Origin of the sequence: Mesorhizobium sp. B1-1-5 (genome assembly GCF_006443065.1) — a bacterium.
Taxonomy (GTDB): Bacteria; Pseudomonadota; Alphaproteobacteria; order Rhizobiales; family Rhizobiaceae; genus Mesorhizobium.
On record NZ_VFWS01000018.1, the window covers coordinates 17,609 to 33,806 of the forward strand.

The following is a 16,198-nucleotide window of genomic DNA, read 5'->3' on the forward strand; positions in this document are numbered from 1 at the left end:
TTTATTTCGATGTGAGAGCAGCGCGCCGCGGTCCGACCGACCGGCTCAGCATTTGATCCGGTTCAGTACAGGCCCTGCCTATGCGTCGGCCTGGCCGATTGCCGGCCGCCAAAAGCACCGCGATGGTGGGCGGCAGGAGAAAGCCTGCGGCTCGTCCCCGACCAGATCGATCCCGATGAGGAGAAAAGATGATTGAGCTGCCTTTTGCCCGCGAAGAGTACCAGCGGCGGCTCGCAAGAATCCGCACCGAGATGGCAAAGCGCGGCATCGAGCTCCTGATCGTCAACGACGTCGCCAACCAGCACTACATCACCGGTTACGATGGCTGGTCGTTCTACACGCCCCAGGTGGTGCTCGTGCCGATCGAGGACGCCGAGCCGGTCTGGATCGGCCGCGCCATGGATGCGGCCGGCGGGCTGCTGACGGCCTGGATGAGGCCGGAAAACGTGGTCGGGTTTCCGGAGGACCATGTTCAGCGCGCCGATCGGCATCCCATGGACTGGATCGCGGCGTGGATCGTCGCCAAGGGCTGGGGCAGCCGCCATATCGGCGTCGAGCTCGAGGCCTATTATTTTTCGCCGAAGGCACATGCGCGGCTGTCGGCGGATTGCCCAATGCGAAATGGCACGACGCCGACCTGCTCGTGAACTGGATCCGCGCGGTGAAATCGGCGCCGGAAATCGCCTATCTGCGCAAGGCTTCGATGCTGGCCGAAGCAGCCGTCGCGCGTGCATTCGAAGTTATCGCGCCGGGGGTGCGCGAATGCGATGCGATCGCCGCCATCCAGGCAGCGCAGATTGCCGGCAGTCCGGATTTCGCCGGCGACATCACGGCGCTGCCGCCGACGATCCTCGGCGGCGAGAACGCTTCCGCGCCGCACATCATGTGGAGCGACCGGCGGCTCGGAAAGGACGAAACGATCGCGCTCGAACTGGCCGGCGTCTGCCGCCGCTACGCCGCCGGGCTCGCCAGGACCATGCAGCTCGGCAAGACGCCGACCCGCGTCGCGGACACGGCAAAGGCGGTGATCGAGGGCATGGATGCGGTGCTCGAAACCGCACGTCCGGGAACGGCCGCTGAGGCGGTCGAAGCTGCCTGGCGCAAGGTCATAGAGCGCCACGGGCTGAAGAAGGAATCGCGCATCGGCTATTCCATCGGCGTCGCCTATCCGCCGGATTGGGGCGAGCATACGATCAGCCTGAGGCCCGGCGACAAGACGGTGCTCCAGTCCGGCAATGTCGTTCATTCCATCCTGGGCATGTGGATGGACGGCTGGGGCATCGAGATCAGCGAAACCATTCTGGTGACCGATACTGGCAACGAGACGCTGACGAAATTCCCGCGGGATATCCATGTCAAAGCCTGACTGGCCGGCGCGAGCGGTCCCGCGGCCGATATCGATGCCGGGATTCCCGATCGGATGATCGAGATCGGGCACGGCGCAGGTTTGGATCAGCCGGTCAAAGGTACTGCGCGACCTTCTTGCCAACGGTAAGGAAGCGCAGCGGGTCGACCGCCTCGCCATCGTGGCGCACTTCGTAGTGCAGGTGCGGACCCGTCGAGCGGCCGCTGCTGCCGGTCTTGCCGATGACGTCGCCGGCGGCGAGCTTCTGGCCGACACTCACATCGATCTCGCTCAGATGTCCGTAGCGTGTGGCAAAGCCGTTGCCGTGGTCGACCTCGACCATGCGGCCGTAGCCGCCGGCCCAGCCGGCTCTTGTGACGACGCCGGCGGCGGTGACCTTGGCCGGCATGCCGATCGGCGCCCTGAAATCCATTCCCGTATGCAGGGCGGCGCTGCCCAGGATCGGATCGGTGCGCACGCCGAAGGGGCTGGTCACCGCGTGACCCGGGGCGGGATTGGCGAGCGGCAGCTTGCGCGCCTCTTTCTTGACCTGGTCGAGCGCATCGAGCGCCTCGTCCAACTCCTTGACCTTGCTGTCGAAACCCATGGAGGGATCAAGCGGAACCAGCGGGCCGCCGACATCGCTCTTGTTCAGTTCACCGTCGACCGGCAGGCCGGCCGCTTCCAGTGCCTGCGCTATGGCATCGGCATTCTTGTAGGCGTTGTCGGCAAGCGTGGCGATGCGCGAAAGCTGCTGGCCCTCAATGGCCTTCAGTGACGCACTGATCGAGACGAACAGCTTGTCGGCGCGATCGGCCGCCGTTTCGCTGTCCAGCGGATCGGACCGTGTCGACCAGAGCGAGAAGGGCCTTGTGTCGCCGGCGCTCAAGGATGCGACGGAATAGGTGGGCGCCTGCGAAAGGCTGCCTGTGACCTCGGCGTGCTCGTCGGGCTTGGGCGTCACCGCGTTCGTCGCGGGCGCGTCGCCGACCTCGTTCTCCGCGCGCTCGAGGATCGGCCCAAGCCGTCCGTGCCGTTCACTGAGCTGGGTCTGCCTGGCCAGCAGCTCGCTGACCTTGGTCTCCATCAGCTGCTGATCAAGAAGCTGGCGGCTGGTGATGCGGTCGACCTGGGCACGAAGTGCCGAGATACGGTCCTCATAGGCCTGCTGCATGCGCGCCTGCCGTGCCGTCGTGGCGCCGATCAGGTCGTCGCGCAGCACCAGATAGGATGTCGCGAGCAGATAGCCGATGGCGATCGCCGCCAGCGCCGAGCCGATGAGGGCGGCGAGCCAAGGGCGGATGGTGAAATGCCTTATCTCATTGCCCCTGGCGATGATGACCGTGTGCGGTTCCTTACGCCTGCCGAAGACAGCTGACTGACCGGTTGGTTTCACGGGGACCAAGCTTTCGTTACGGGACCAACGACAAGCCTGATTACACATTATTAGGGTTAACAAAGTTTTGCCGGCCGCAGCGTCTGAAACAACCATCTCGCGCATTGCGCGTGGGAGGTTGCAATGGCCGGGCTGACGGCCGACGATACCGCGAAAGCGTGCGCCTGCTTCTAAGGTATGTTGATATTCAGGTGATGCCGGCCTGCAAACGCCGGTTTACTGCGCTTCCGGTGCTCACGTACTTAAGTACGCTCCGCTCCGGTTCTCGAAAACCGCCGTTTTCGGCGCGGCCTGACCTGAATCTCAACACACCTTAGAGCGTGCGCACGGCCTCAAGCACCTCTTCGGCGTGGCCCTTGACGCGAACCTTGCGCCAGATACGGGCGATCCGCCCGTCCTTGCCGATCAGGAAGGTGGCGCGCTCGACACCCATATATTTGCGCCCATACATCGTCTTTTCGACCCACAAATGGTAGGCGTCGATCACTTTGCGCTCCTCGTCAGCGATGAGATCGACGGTGAGATCGTGCTTCGCCTTGAATTTGTCGTGTTTCTTCACGCTATCAGGCGACAGCCCGATCACCACGGCACCGGCCTTCTCGAACTCCGGCTTCAACTGCGAGAAGCTGATGGCCTCGGCGGTGCAACTTGTGGTGTCGTCCTGCGGATAGAAGTAGAGTACAACTGGCTTGCCCAGGAACGCCGCGAGGCTGAGGGAGCCGCCGCCGTCACGCGGAAGATCGAATTGCGGCGCTGCGTCGCCCACGTCGAGGTCAGCCATATCGATGCCCTTGTTTGCGGTTACGCGCGGGAAATCATCGATATAACGTGAGGCGGGGATTCGTCCACGACGAGTTCGTCACAACGGAATATTGCTTGGATCAGGAAGCACCGCAGCACGAGAAGATCAGGTTCAGGCGTGACGAGATCACCGACCTGGCGAGGCTTCCGTCCGCGTGCAGCGTGCCGCCGCTCGGCCGGGCAGCCGTGCGGCGGCGTTTCCGCATCCTCAGCCGGGTGTTTGCCGGGTTTTGCGCGCTCATGCTTCTGGCGGCGGCAGGTGTCTATGTCCTCGGCGCCTCCGGCATCGGCACGGAGCGCCTGCGGACGGAGGCGGAGACAGCCATCGAGAAGCTGGCCGGCGTCGATGTCAATGTCGCCGTCGGTGCGGCTCGGCTGACGCTGGACGGGTCGAGCTTCGTCGCCCTGCAGGTGAACGATGTCAGCCTGAAGACGGCCGACGGCAAGCCGATGGCCGATATCGGACGCGTGCGTTTCGGCATGCGCCTGCTGCCGCTGCTTTCGGGCGACGTCCGGCTGACGAGCGCCAGGTTTTCCGATGCCCATATCGTGGTGGCCGCCATGCCCTCCGGCGGCAGCGACTGGACGGCGGCGCTGCGCAACGCGGATGGCCTTGTCGACCCGGAGAAAGTGTCGGCGGCGGTGTTTTCAGGCGTCAACGATGCGCTTGATGCCGTGCGCGAGGATTCGATGCGACAGATCGATCTGCGCAATGTCGAGTTCAAGCTGCCGGACACCGGACTGGTCAAGCGCGTGACCGTCGCCTCGGCGACCGTCGCGCAGACAGGCGCGGGACGTATGCAGGTCTCCTACGATGCCGATGTCGATGGCCGGCACGCGACTTTGACCGCCTCTGCGACGCGCGATGCGACGGCAAGGCGCATTTCGTCGCTGGACGCCAATCTCAAGATAGAAGGCGCCCCCGGCGAGGGCAGTTCGACCGAGGCCGCCCGGGCGACCGATGGCGCCAAGCTGGGTTCGGTCGCGTTGAAGCTTTCCGGCTCGGAAGCGTCGGGCGACAACCCATCGCGCCTGGCGGCTTCGCTCTCGCTCAACGGATCCGTGCTCGACCTGGACGAGCGCGGGCTGCTGCCGACCGATGTCGATGCCGATGCCACGCTGGTGGCCGGTTCCAATAAGATCTCGGTCGACCGGCTGCTGATCAGGAGCAGCCGCTCCAGCTTCGACTTTGCCGGATCGATCGGGCCGAAGCCGGCAGTGGCGGGGGAGGAGCCCGCCTACCGCTATGACCTCACCAGCGACGGCTCGACGCTGGCGCCTTCCGAATCGCCGGAACCGGCGCTTCAGTTCCTGGCCCGTATCGCCGGGGTCTACCAGCCGAAGAGCCGCAAGCTCGTTGCCGAGCAGATCGGCGTACGCTCCGGCGGACCGGGCGAGGTGCTGGGCGCGGCCACCGTCGCCTTCATCGACAACGGCCCGCCAGGGGTATCGCTGTCGCTCAACGTGCACGACATGCCGGTCTCGCATGTCAAGCAATTGTGGCCGTGGTTCTCGGCCCGCAACGCGCGGCTTTGGGTGCTGGGCAACCTGTTCGGCGGCACGGTGACCGACGCCAAGCTGCAGTTCCAGGTCGCGCCGGGGCGCCTCGGCAACGGCGTGCCGCTTACCGGCGACGAAGTGTTCGGCCGTTTCCAGATCGAAGGATCGCGCTTCGATACCGCCGGGCGCATCCCGCCGGTCCGCGACGCCGTCGGCGTGGTTGTGTTCCACGGCAATGATGTCGATATCGCGCTCTCCTCGGGCAGCGTCTATATGCCGAGCGGCCGCACCGTGGCGGCAAGCGGCGGCACGCTGACGGTCAAGAATGCAAACCGACCGATTGTGATCGGGGGGCTCGACATCGACGTGGCGGGCGAGGCGCCGGCGATCGCCGAGCTGGCCTCCTATGAGCCGATCAATGCCATGCGCCATGTCGGACTGGCACCGGAAGACCTGTCCGGCACCGTCACCGGCCATGTCAGGGCGGACATTCCGCTGACCAAGGGCATGGATACCTCGAAGCTCGATTGGCTGGTTTCGCTCAACTACCAGGACCTGTCGCTGGCGAAGCCTTTCGAGGACCAGACCGTGACCGAGGCCGATGGCTCGATCACCGTCGGGCCAAAGCAGGCGGTGATTTCCGCCGAGGCCAAGCTCAACGGCATTCCGGCCGAGCTCGACCTCGTCGAGCCGCTCGCCGATGACGGGCCGGCGCGAAGCCGCAAGGTTACGCTAGTCCTCGACGACAAGACGCGCAACGCCAGCATGCCTGGACTGTCGGCCCTGCTTTCAGGAACCATCAAGGTGGCGATCGATAAGAGCGGCGAGGGCGCCCAGCAGGTTTCGGCGGACCTGACCAATGCCAGGCTCGACATTCCCTGGGCAGGCTGGAGCAAGGGCGCCGGCATTCCCGCCAAGGTCACTTTCGACATGGCGAAGTCCGGCAGCACTACCACGCTGACCGATTTCGCTCTCGACGGAAAAAGCTTCTCGATCGACGGCAATGTGACGCTGGTCAACGGCTCGCTGTCAGCGGCCCGTTTCAGCAAAGTCGCGTTGAACAGGGGCGACGACATCGCCGTTTCGGTCAAGCGTTCCGGCAAGAGCTACGCTGTCGATGTCAGCGGCGCGTCGCTCGACGCCCGCTCGCTGATCAAGCAGTTCACCTCGGATGTCGATACAGCCACGAAGGGCGCCGGCAGCGACGCGATCTCGGTGAGCGCCGATGTGGCATCGCTGACCGGTTTTCATGACGAGGTGCTTTCCAACCTCAAGCTCGAATACAGCGCCGCCGGATCGCGGGTGAACGGGCTAAACGTCACCGCCGCGGCAAGCTCGGGCGCCGCGATCGCGATCAACAACACCACCAGCGAAGGCGGCCGCGTGCTCAGGGTGAAGTCTGCCGATGCCGGCGCGATCCTGCGTTTCCTCAATGTCTACGAGCATATGGAAGGCGGCGCGATCACGCTCTCGCTCTCCGGCGCCGGCGACGGGCCGATGAAGGGTCAGGTGGATGCCCGCAACTTCTATGTGGTCAACGAGCCCAAGCTGGCCTCGATCGTGTCGACGACGCCGGCCGGCGATACACGCAGCCTGAACGAGGCGGTCAAAAGCAAGATCGATACGTCCAGGGTGCAGTTCGAGCGCGGCTTCGCCGAGATCGACAAGGGCTCCGGCTATCTGAAACTGGCGAACGGCCTGCTGCGCGGCCCGCGCATCGGCACGACCTTCCAGGGAACGCTTTACGACCCGAACAACAACATGGACATGACCGGCACCTTCATGCCGGTCTATGGTCTCAACCGCATCTTCGGCGAGCTGCCGCTGTTCGGGCCGTTGCTCGGCAACGGGCGCGACCGCGGCCTGATCGGCGTCACCTACCGGCTGCGCGGCAACGCCAACAAGCCGACGCTCAACATCAATCCGCTATCGGTGGTGGCGCCGGGCATATTCCGCTCGATCTTCGAATACAGGCAGCAACCGTCCCAAACTGCGCAGTAAGTTCGGCCGATCAGCTCGGCCGCACCAGCACGTGCTTTTTCTTGCCGAGCGAAAGCTTCACGACGCCTTCCGGGCCGACGTCCTTAAGCGTGACGACGCGCCGGTCGTCGGTCAGCGGCTGGTCGTTGATGCGCACGGCGCCGCCTTGGACATGCCGGCGCGCTTCGCCGTTCGAGCCGGCCAGACCGGCGCTTACGAACAGCGCCAGGATGCCGATGCCTGACTCGAGGTCCGATTTGGCTACCTCGACGCTGGGCAGCGTGTCGGCGAGCGCGCCCTCCTCGAAGGTCTTGCGCGCTGTCTCGCTCGCGGTCTCGGCCGCCTCGCGGCCGTGCAGCATGGCGGTGATCTCAGTGGCGAGGATCTTCTTCGCCTCGTTGATCTCCGAGCCGCCGAGCTTTTCAAGGCGCGCCACCTCGTCGAGCGGCAGGGTCGTGTAGAGCTTCAGGAAGCGCCCGACATCGGCGTCCTCGGTGTTGCGCCAGTACTGCCAGAATTCGTAAGGCGAGAGCATGTCGCCATCGAGCCAGACCGCGCCGGAAGCCGACTTGCCCATCTTGGCGCCGGACGAGGTGGTGAGCAGCGGCGTGGTCATGGCGAAGAGCTGCACGCCCTCCATGCGGTGGCCGAGGTCGATGCCGTTGACGATGTTGCCCCACTGGTCGGAGCCGCCCATCTGCAGCCGGCAGCCGACGCGCTTGTAGAGCTCGACGAAGTCGTAGGCCTGCAGGATCATGTAGTTGAATTCGAGGAAGGACAGCGACTGTTCGCGATCGAGCCTCAGCTTCACGCTATCGAAGGCAAGCATGCGGTTGACGGAGAAATGCCGGCCGACATCGCGCAAAAAATTGACGTAGTTGATCTGCATCAGCCAGTCGGCATTGTTGACCATGACCGCGTCGCCCGGGCCGCTGCCGAACTTCAGGTAAGGCGCGAAATTGCGGCGGATGCCGACGAGGTTGTCGTCGATGTCCTTGGGAGTGAGCAGCTTGCGCGCCTCGTCCTTGAAGGACGGGTCGCCGATCATCGAGGTGCCGCCGCCCATCAGCGCGATCGGCCGATGGCCGGTCTGCTGCAGCCAATGCAGCATCATGATCTGGATCAGCGATCCAGCATGCAGGCTCTTGGCGGTGGCGTCGAAGCCGATATAGGCGCTCACCGTTTCCTTGGCGAAGAGCTGGTCGAGGGCGGATTCATCCGAAATCTGATGGATGAAGCCGCGCTCGCTCATGATGCGCAGGAAATCGGATTTGAAGGCGGACATTTTTTCTTCCTGGAGGTCGCCGGGCGCTTGGCCATGCTTGATATGAAGGCGCGCGTTTAGCATCCAAGCGCGATCAGCAAAAGTGGTTTCCGGTTTTGTGTCCGATCGCGCCTCAACCAACAAACACGCGATCAGCAAAAGTGGTTTCCGGTTTTGCGTCCGATCGCGTGCGGCGCGGCGCGTCCTTGCTTCGCCCTTTTTGCTGGCGTAATGAGGCGCCGCGCAAAGACATGGCGCCATGCACCGCGACGGGGCCATCCCGCAGTTTCAGATCGGAAAAGCTCCCGCGATGAACAGGAACACCCTCTTCCTCTTTCTGTTCAGCATCGTGATGACCGTCAGCGGGCTTGCCAGCCTGCCGCCGGTGGACCGCGATGAATCCCGCTTCGTCCAGTCGACCAAGCAGATGGTCGAGACCGGCGACTATGTGGATATCCGCCTGCAGGATGTCACGCGCTACAAGAAGCCGATCGGCATCTACTGGCTGCAGTCGGCTGCCGTGGCGTTGAGCGGCGAGGGGGCCGCGGCGCCGATCTGGGTCTATCGCCTGGTCTCGATGCTTGGCATCGCGCTCGCGGTCGTCGGCATCGGCTGGACCGGGACAAAACTCTTCGGCGCCAGTGCCGGGCTGGCCGCCGGACTGATGATGGCGGCGATCTTTGCCACCGCCTTTGAGGGGCGCGACGCCAAGACCGATGCCATGCTTCTCGCCTGCTGCGTGATTGCGCAAGGCGCGCTGGCGCAGGTCTATTGGGCTTCGAAGCGCAACGATCCGGTTCCCGGGCATCTGCCGTGGATCTTCTGGATCGCGCAAGGCTTCGGCATTCTCATCAAGGGCCCGGTTTCACCGCTTTTGTCGCTGCTGACCGCCGCTGCCCTCTTTGCCTTCGACCGCGATTGGCGCTGGCTGGCCAAGATGAAGCTGGTGCGCGGCGTCGGCATCGTGCTGGTCATTGTTCTGCCGTGGCTGATCCTCATCACCTGGAAGAGCGGCGGCGCCTTCTTCCAGGAAGCGGTCGGCAAGGACATGCTGAACAAGGTGGCGCAGGGCGAGGAATCGCACGGCCTGCCGCCCGGATTCTATATGCTGACTTATTCGCTGTTCATGTGGCCCTTCGGGCTGATCGCGGTCGGCGCCGGGCTCCAGGCTATCAACCGGTTCTGGGACGATCCGCGCCTGCGCTTCTGCCTGGCCTGGTACATCCCGTTCTGGCTGGTGTTCGAGGCGATCCCGACCAAGCTGCCGCATTATGTGATGCCGGCCTATCCGGGCATGGCGCTTCTGGTCGGCTGGCTGCTCACCTTGCCGGCGGACAAGGCCAACGCGCCGCTGAAGCGCTGGCAGACATGGCTGTGGTGGGCGACGGCTTTCGGCCTTGCCGTGGTGGCGATCGGCCTTGCCGTGGTCTGCGTCGGCGCGCCGCTTTACCTCGCCAAGACCTTCTCCTGGTGGAGCATACCGGCAGCGATCGCCGCTCTGGTCACCGGCTATCTTGCCTTCCCCAGACAGCTTCAGGTGCCGCTGCCGCGCATCGCGGCGATCGCCGTCGGCGCCGGCATTACCTTCAGCCTGCTGTTTGGCGTCATTGCGCCGTCGCTGAAACCGATCTGGCTCAGCCCCGCCGTCAAGGCCGCCGTCGACGCCAACCGTCCTTGCGACACCACCGTGCTTGCCTCGGCGAAATTCCAGGAGCCGAGCCTGGTCTTCCTGGTCGGCACCAAGATCGTGCTGACCGACATCGAGGGCGTGGGGCAACATCTGCTCGCCGATCCATCCTGCGCGCTTGGGCTGGCGCCGATCAAGGACGAGCAGAAGCTTACCGATGTGCTGGCCGCTCAGGGCAAGTCTGCAAAGCGGCTGACCGAGATCGACGGCATCAACTATTCGTCGGGAGACAAGCTGTCGCTCGGGCTTTACCGGGTGGCGCCGTGATGAATAGCGTCGGGCATCGAATGTCCCTATAAGCGCCAAGCCATGTCCGCCGCGCCGCCCCTTGCCCTCTACCGCCGCTCGCTCGGCAATTTCCGCGACACGATGTCGATCGTGAAGCGACGCTTTGCCGTGCGGCCGGCGCGCTATCCAAGAATTTTGTGGAACGTCTGGCTCATAGCCTGGGCGCTGCTCACCATGGCGATCTTCCTGCGCCTCGACGCCGGCGCGGGCGAGATGCGCGGCGAATGGTCCCCCGGCTTCGTGCGCTTCACCGATTTCTTCACGCAGTTCGGCCTCGGCGGTTGGTACCTCATTCCGGCGGCGCTCTGCCTTGTCGCCGCCAATCTGACGGATTGGCGCGGCCTGTCCCGGCATGGCCGGATGATCGTCTACAACTGGACGTGTTTCGCGTTCCTGGTGCTTTGCGCCGTCGGCCTGTCCGGTCTTGCGGTCAACGTGCTGAAATACGGAATCGGCCGCGCTCGGCCGCTTTATTTCGACAGTTTCGGCGTCCTGTCGCTACATCCTTTCGCCATGGACGCGCGCTTTGCCGGTTTCCCGTCCGGCCATGCCACGACGATGGGCGCGGTCTTCGGCATCCTGCTGCTGTTGTTCCCGCGGCGCTGGACCATCGCGCTGGCGGTCACGGCCTGCGTCGCCTCCACACGCATCTTCGTCGGCGCGCACTATCCCAGCGACACGGTCGCGGGCTTCGGGCTCGGACTGGCGTTCGCGGTGCTATCGGGACTGGTGTTTGCCCGGCTCGGCTTTATCTTCGGCCAGGCAGGCTCGAAGCTGCCGGTGCGCAAGCGGACATTCCGGTTGGTACCGTCCCGTGCGCCAAGAGGCAGGGCTTCGACGGCCGATTCGGTCGAGGCCGGAGTCGATCAAACCCAGATTCCTTAAGACGCCTGGAGTGGCGGCCCTCCGCGCTTAGCGCAGCCGCTTCGGCCTCGGATCGGCCAGCTCGCCCGCTAGGCGACGGTCGAGATAGTCGGCGCACTCCTGGATCAGCAGCTCGGAATCGTTGGCGAAGAAATGGTTGGCGCCTGGGATCGTCTTCTGCGTGATGGTGATGCCCTTTTGCGTGTGCAGCTTATCGACCAGGCCCTGCACATCCTTCGGCGGCGCCACCTTGTCGGCATCGCCATGGATGATGAGACCGGACGACGGACAGGGCGCCAGGAACGAGAAGTCGTAGGTGTTGGGCTGCGGCGCGACCGAAATAAAACCCTCGATCTCGGGCCGGCGCATCAGGAGCTGCATGCCGATCCATGCGCCGAAGGAATAGCCGGCGACCCAGCAGCTCTTCGAATCCGGATGCAGCGACTGCACCCAGTCGAGCGCGGCGGCCGCGTCCGACAATTCGCCGGTGCCATGGTCGAACTCGCCCTGGCTGCGGCCGATGCCGCGGAAATTGAAACGCAGCGTGGTGAAATCGCGCTTCTGGAACATGTAGAAGAGGTCGTAGACGATCTTGTTGTTCATCGTGCCGCCGAATTGCGGGTGCGGATGCAGCACGATGGCGATCGGGGCGCTCTTTTCCTTCGAGGGCTGATAACGTCCCTCCAGGCGACCAGCCGGACCGGCGAAAATGACCTCAGGCATAAAATACTCCACATGGCATATGAATGCGCTAGCCCGGAACTTTCCTGATCCCGACTCACCCGCGGCCCCACATCTTCTGTGGCCTTGACGCCGGGCGAGCGTGTTCCTAGAAGCTGGTTTAGAATTGTTCAAAACTGGGAGGCCGAAACCCGATGGTCCGGCCGCCCGCGCCGCAAGCCGGGTAAATAGGACGGCTTGCCTTGCAATTTCAAGGAAATAACGCGCTATCCTGGCGGGATAGTCGGCGGAAGGACGAACTGAGCGAAAATGGCCGCAACCCGCGCCTATCTCGACTACAACGCCAGCGCGCCGCTCATTGCGGAAGCGCGGGCAGCGATGGTCGCCGCGCTCGATGCCGCCAACCCGTCATCCGTCCACACGGAAGGGCGCGCCTCGCGCCGGCTGGTCGAGGACGCGCGCCGCGACGTGGCGCGGCTGGTCAACGCCAGGCCTGAACATATCGTCTTCACGTCCGGCGCCACTGAAGCCGCCTCGACGCTGCTTACGCCCGACTGGCAGATGGGGCGCGGGGCTATCCGCATGAGCCATCTCTACGTCTCGGAAGCCGACCATCCCTGCATCCTGCATGGTGGACGCTTCGCGCCGGCGCAGGTGACGAAGATCGGCGTCGACCGGAACGGCATTGCAGATCTCGACGGGCTGGCCGCCGCGCTTGCCGCGCATGACAAGGCCGCCGGCCTGCCGCTGGTGGCGATCCACGCCGCCAACAACGAGACCGGCGTTATCCAGCCGATCGGGCGCATCTGCGAGATGGTCAAGGCAGCCGGCGGGGTGCTGGTCGTCGACGCCGTGCAGGCTGCCGGGCGGATTCCGCTCGATATGTCAATTCCTTATGCCGATTATCTGATCCTTTCCTCGCACAAGATCGGCGGCCCGAAGGGCGTCGGCGCGATCGTGGCGGCATCCGACCTGATGATGCCGCGCCCGCTGATCAATGGCGGCGGCCAGGAGAAGAGCCACCGCGCCGGCACGGAAAACGTCGCCGGGATCGCCGGTTTCGGCGCCGCGGCGCGTGCCGCGCTGGCCGGTCTCGCCGACATGGACGCCATCGCGAGCCGGCGCGACGAGGTCGAGGCGATTATGCGCGACCTCGCGCCGGACGCGGAAATCTTCGGAAATGACGCTGCCAGGCTTGCCAACACGACATTCTTCGCTATTCCCGGCGTCAAGGCCGAAACGGCGCAGATCGCTTTCGATCTTGCCGGCGTCGCGCTGTCTGCGGGTTCGGCCTGCTCGTCGGGAAAAGTCGGGCCAAGCCATGTGCTGAAGGCGATGGGGCATGGCGACAGCCTGGGCGCCTTGCGCGTCTCGATCGGCCGTGCGACCGGCGCCGAAGATATCGCGGCGTTCCGGGCGGCACTGGCCGGCATCGTCGCGCGCCGCGCGGGCAAGGAAGAAGCCGCCTGACGGCGGAGCATCGGAGCGAGAAACGCCTTGCGGTTCCCGGATTTCCGCTGCTCGAACAAGAATTCAGGCTTTAGGGCCTGGTAGAGCCGTGCGTTTTGTCCTGGCCGGGTGAATTTCCGGCGGACACGCACTATATGGAGCTTACTCCGCCGCGAGTCCCTCCCTGGGGCGCGATTTCGGCGGTGCCATAGTTTGAAAACTGCCGGGCCTTGACCCCGGCGTGGATGGAGAACGCTTATGCCTGCTGTGCAGGAGACGATCGATCGAGTTCGAAAGATCGACGTCGACCAGTATAAATATGGATTCCAGACAGAGATCGAGATGGACAAGGCCCCCAAGGGCCTTAGCGAAGATATCATTCGCTTCATCTCGGCCAAGAAGGATGAGCCGGACTGGATGCTGGAATGGCGTCTGGGGGCGTATCGCCGTTGGCTGACGCTGGAAGAGCCGACCTGGGCGCGGGTCCACTATCCGAAGATCGATTTCCAGGACATCCACTACTACGCCGCGCCGAAGAGCACGCCGGGGCCGAAGTCGCTGAGCGAAGTCGACCCTGAACTGCTCAAGGTCTATGAAAAACTCGGCATTCCGCTCAAGGAGCAGGAAATCCTGGCCGGCGTGCAGAAGACCGATGCCTCGGAGCTCGAGGAAGCCAGCGACAACGTCTACAAGTCGGGCCGCGTCGCGGTCGACGCCGTGTTCGATTCCGTTTCGGTGGTCACCACCTTCAAGAAGGAGCTGGCTCAGGCCGGCGTCATCTTCTGCTCGATCTCGGAAGCGATCCGCGAGCATCCGGAGCTGGTGAAGAAATATCTCGGCTCCGTCGTGCCGACCTCGGACAATTTCTACGCGACGCTGAATTCGGCGGTGTTCACCGACGGTTCGTTCGTCTTCGTGCCGAAGGGCGTTCGCTGCCCGATGGAGCTGTCGACCTATTTCCGCATCAACGAGAAGAACACCGGCCAGTTCGAGCGCACGCTGATCATCGCCGAGGAGGGGGCCTATGTCTCCTATCTCGAAGGCTGCACGGCGCCGCAGCGCGACGAGAACCAGCTGCATGCCGCGGTGGTCGAGCTGATCGCGCTCGACGATGCCGAGATCAAATATTCGACGGTTCAGAACTGGTACCCTGGCGACGCCGAGGGCAAGGGCGGCATCTACAATTTCGTCACCAAGCGCGGCGATTGCCGCGGCGATCGCTCGAAGATCTCGTGGACACAGGTCGAGACCGGTTCGGCCATCACCTGGAAATATCCGAGCTGCATCCTGCGCGGCGACGATTCCAGCGGTGAGTTCTATTCGATCGCGGTGTCGAACGGCTATCAGCAGGTCGATAGCGGCACCAAGATGATCCATCTCGGCAAGAACACGTCGAGCCGCATCATCTCCAAGGGCATCGCCGCCGGCTTCTCGCAGAACACCTATCGCGGTCAGGTCTCGGCGCATCGCAAGGCGACCAACGCGCGCAACTTCACCAATTGCGACTCGCTGCTGATCGGCGACCAGTGCGGCGCGCATACTGTGCCTTACATGGAAGCCAAGAATTCGACGGCGCAGTTCGAGCACGAGGCGACCACCTCGAAGATCTCCGAGGACCAGAAGTTCTACGTCATGCAGCGCGGCATCCCCGAGGAAGAGGCGATCGCGCTGATCGTCAACGGCTTCGTCAAGGACGTCATCCAGCAGCTGCCGATGGAGTTCGCCGTCGAGGCGCAGAAGCTGATCGGCATCAGCCTCGAGGGTTCGGTAGGATAGGGTAGAAGGATTTGAAAAGCATGGGTGCGATTGCAGTGGGCGCGCAAAAAGCGCTGGCCGAATTGACTCAGAAAGATGCCGAGGAAAGACAAAAGGCGAGCTTTGAAGCGGGTAGGAACAAGGAACTGCTTAACCTCGCTTTGCAGGATGAGGAGGCTGTGAAAGGGCTTGGTTACCGCCTGGAAGCAAATGACGGCCCGATCGGTTTCTTTGAAATCGATGGTAATTCACAACAGCCAGGTATAGTTGTCGGATACGACGCTAAGTCAAAGCAATATATCTTTACTGCATTCGGAGTTACTAAGGAATTTAAAACAGCTGATGAAGCACTTCAAGAAATCGGCGTAGCTCTTCAAACAAAAAAATGGGGTGGCGAATATGGCGTCATCCGCCTTTGGGATTAGGATAGATGCTTGAAATCAGAAACCTTCACGCCCGCATCGTCGATGACGGCACCGAGATCATCCGCGGCCTGACCCTCTCGGTGAAAGCCGGCGAGGTTGCCGCCATCATGGGTCCGAACGGCTCGGGCAAGTCGACGCTGTCCTATATCCTTGCCGGCCGCGAGGACTATGAGGTCACCGAGGGCGACATCCTCTACAACGGCCAGTCGATCCTCGAAATGGATCCGGCCGAGCGCGCCAGCGCCGGCATCTTCCTCGCCTTCCAGTACCCGATGGAGATACCGGGCGTCGCGACCATGGAATTCCTGAAGGTCGCGATGAACGAGCAGCGCAAGGCGCGCGGCGAGGAGCCGCTCAAGGTGCCGGAATTCCTGAAGCGCGTGAAGGAAGCCGCCGCCTCGCTCAATATGGATATGAACATGCTGAAGCGGCCGCTCAATGTCGGCTTCTCGGGCGGCGAGAAGAAGCGCGCGGAGATCCTGCAAATGAAGCTGCTCGAGCCCAAACTCTGCGTGCTCGACGAGACCGATTCCGGCCTCGATATCGACGCGCTGAAGATCGTCTCGGACGGCGTCAACGCGCTGCGTTCGCCGGATCGCGCCATTGTCGTCATCACCCACTACCAGCGCCTGCTCGAGCACATCGTGCCTGATACGGTGCACGTGCTCTACAAGGGCCAGGTCATCAAGTCGGGCGACAAGTCGCTGGCGCTCGATCTCGAGGCCAACGGCTATGCCGGCGTGATCGGGCAAGCCGCGTGAGA

At 63.6% G+C, this 16,198-nt stretch carries 11 protein-coding genes and 1 pseudogene; 8 read left to right on the forward strand and 4 right to left on the reverse strand.

Features of this window, described 5'->3' with window-relative positions:
* The first annotated feature begins 188 nt into the window (after positions 1-188).
* Positions 189-1,366, forward strand: a pseudogene (locus FJ980_RS35925) (M24 family metallopeptidase).
* Between the two features lie 94 nt (positions 1,367-1,460).
* Here the strand turns inward: FJ980_RS35925 and FJ980_RS09340 are convergent.
* Positions 1,461-2,741, reverse strand: coding sequence for a M23 family metallopeptidase (locus FJ980_RS09340; protein WP_140542620.1), 1,281 nt, complete (start codon positions 2,739-2,741; stop codon positions 1,461-1,463).
* Positions 2,742-3,054: 313 nt separating this feature from the next.
* The gene (locus FJ980_RS09345; protein WP_140542621.1) at positions 3,055-3,522 is read right to left on the reverse strand and encodes a peroxiredoxin; all 468 of its coding nucleotides are present in this window, start codon (positions 3,520-3,522) and stop codon (positions 3,055-3,057) included.
* 95 nt (positions 3,523-3,617) lie between these two features.
* On the opposite strand from FJ980_RS09345, the gene FJ980_RS09350 reads away from it, so the two are divergent.
* Positions 3,618-7,043, forward strand: a complete 3,426-nt coding sequence (locus FJ980_RS09350; RefSeq protein ID WP_140542622.1) for a DUF3971 domain-containing protein — start codon at positions 3,618-3,620, stop codon at positions 7,041-7,043.
* Positions 7,044-7,053: 10 nt separating this feature from the next.
* Here FJ980_RS09350 and tyrS read toward each other — a convergent pair whose 3' ends face one another.
* The gene (gene tyrS / locus FJ980_RS09355) at positions 7,054-8,307 is read right to left on the reverse strand and encodes a tyrosine--tRNA ligase (protein WP_140542623.1); all 1,254 of its coding nucleotides are present in this window, start codon (positions 8,305-8,307) and stop codon (positions 7,054-7,056) included.
* A 289-nt stretch (positions 8,308-8,596) separates the two neighbouring features.
* Here tyrS and FJ980_RS09360 point away from each other — a divergent pair, with 289 nt between their 5' ends.
* Complete coding sequence (locus tag FJ980_RS09360) at positions 8,597-10,240, forward strand: glycosyltransferase family 39 protein (RefSeq protein WP_140542624.1); 1,644 nt, start codon at positions 8,597-8,599, stop codon at positions 10,238-10,240.
* 42 nt (positions 10,241-10,282) lie between these two features.
* Complete coding sequence (locus tag FJ980_RS09365; RefSeq protein ID WP_181181157.1) at positions 10,283-11,146, forward strand: phosphatase PAP2 family protein; 864 nt, start codon at positions 10,283-10,285, stop codon at positions 11,144-11,146.
* 27 nt (positions 11,147-11,173) lie between these two features.
* On the opposite strand, the gene FJ980_RS09370 is transcribed toward FJ980_RS09365, so the two are convergent.
* Positions 11,174-11,848 (reverse strand): alpha/beta hydrolase, encoded by a 675-nt coding sequence (locus FJ980_RS09370; protein WP_095765174.1) that lies wholly within the window; start codon positions 11,846-11,848, stop codon positions 11,174-11,176.
* A gap of 267 nt (positions 11,849-12,115) precedes the next feature.
* Here FJ980_RS09370 and FJ980_RS09375 point away from each other — a divergent pair, with 267 nt between their 5' ends.
* The 4 genes from FJ980_RS09375 (at position 12,116) to sufC (ending at position 16,196) form a co-directional block, all read left to right on the forward strand.
* Positions 12,116-13,276, forward strand: coding sequence for a cysteine desulfurase family protein (locus FJ980_RS09375; RefSeq protein ID WP_140542625.1), 1,161 nt, complete (start codon positions 12,116-12,118; stop codon positions 13,274-13,276).
* Between the two features lie 237 nt (positions 13,277-13,513).
* Positions 13,514-15,031, forward strand: coding sequence for a Fe-S cluster assembly protein SufB (gene sufB / locus FJ980_RS09380; RefSeq protein ID WP_140542626.1), 1,518 nt, complete (start codon positions 13,514-13,516; stop codon positions 15,029-15,031).
* 20 nt (positions 15,032-15,051) lie between these two features.
* On the forward strand, positions 15,052-15,435 hold the full coding sequence (locus tag FJ980_RS09385; protein ID WP_140542627.1) for a hypothetical protein: 384 nt from the start codon (positions 15,052-15,054) through the stop codon (positions 15,433-15,435).
* A gap of 5 nt (positions 15,436-15,440) precedes the next feature.
* Entirely contained in the window at positions 15,441-16,196 is a 756-nt protein-coding gene (gene sufC / locus FJ980_RS09390; protein ID WP_140542628.1) for a Fe-S cluster assembly ATPase SufC, read from the forward strand.
* Positions 16,197-16,198: the final 2 nt, after the last annotated feature.

Excerpts from the sequence above, each read along its gene's own strand:
- FJ980_RS09345 (WP_140542621.1), bottom strand. The coding sequence starts at position 3,522 with ATGGCTGACCTCGACGTGGGCGACGCAGCGCCGCAATTCGATCTTCCG.
- tyrS (WP_140542623.1), bottom strand. The coding sequence starts at position 8,307 with ATGTCCGCCTTCAAATCCGATTTCCTGCGCATCATGAGCGAGCGCGGC.
- FJ980_RS09360 (WP_140542624.1), top strand. The coding sequence starts at position 8,597 with ATGAACAGGAACACCCTCTTCCTCTTTCTGTTCAGCATCGTGATGACC.
- FJ980_RS09365 (WP_181181157.1), top strand. The coding sequence starts at position 10,283 with ATGTCCGCCGCGCCGCCCCTTGCCCTCTACCGCCGCTCGCTCGGCAAT.
- FJ980_RS09370 (WP_095765174.1), bottom strand. The coding sequence starts at position 11,848 with ATGCCTGAGGTCATTTTCGCCGGTCCGGCTGGTCGCCTGGAGGGACGT.
- FJ980_RS09375 (WP_140542625.1), top strand. The coding sequence starts at position 12,116 with ATGGCCGCAACCCGCGCCTATCTCGACTACAACGCCAGCGCGCCGCTC.
- sufB (WP_140542626.1), top strand. The coding sequence starts at position 13,514 with ATGCCTGCTGTGCAGGAGACGATCGATCGAGTTCGAAAGATCGACGTC.
- FJ980_RS09385 (WP_140542627.1), top strand. The coding sequence starts at position 15,052 with ATGGGTGCGATTGCAGTGGGCGCGCAAAAAGCGCTGGCCGAATTGACT.
- sufC (WP_140542628.1), top strand. The coding sequence starts at position 15,441 with ATGCTTGAAATCAGAAACCTTCACGCCCGCATCGTCGATGACGGCACC.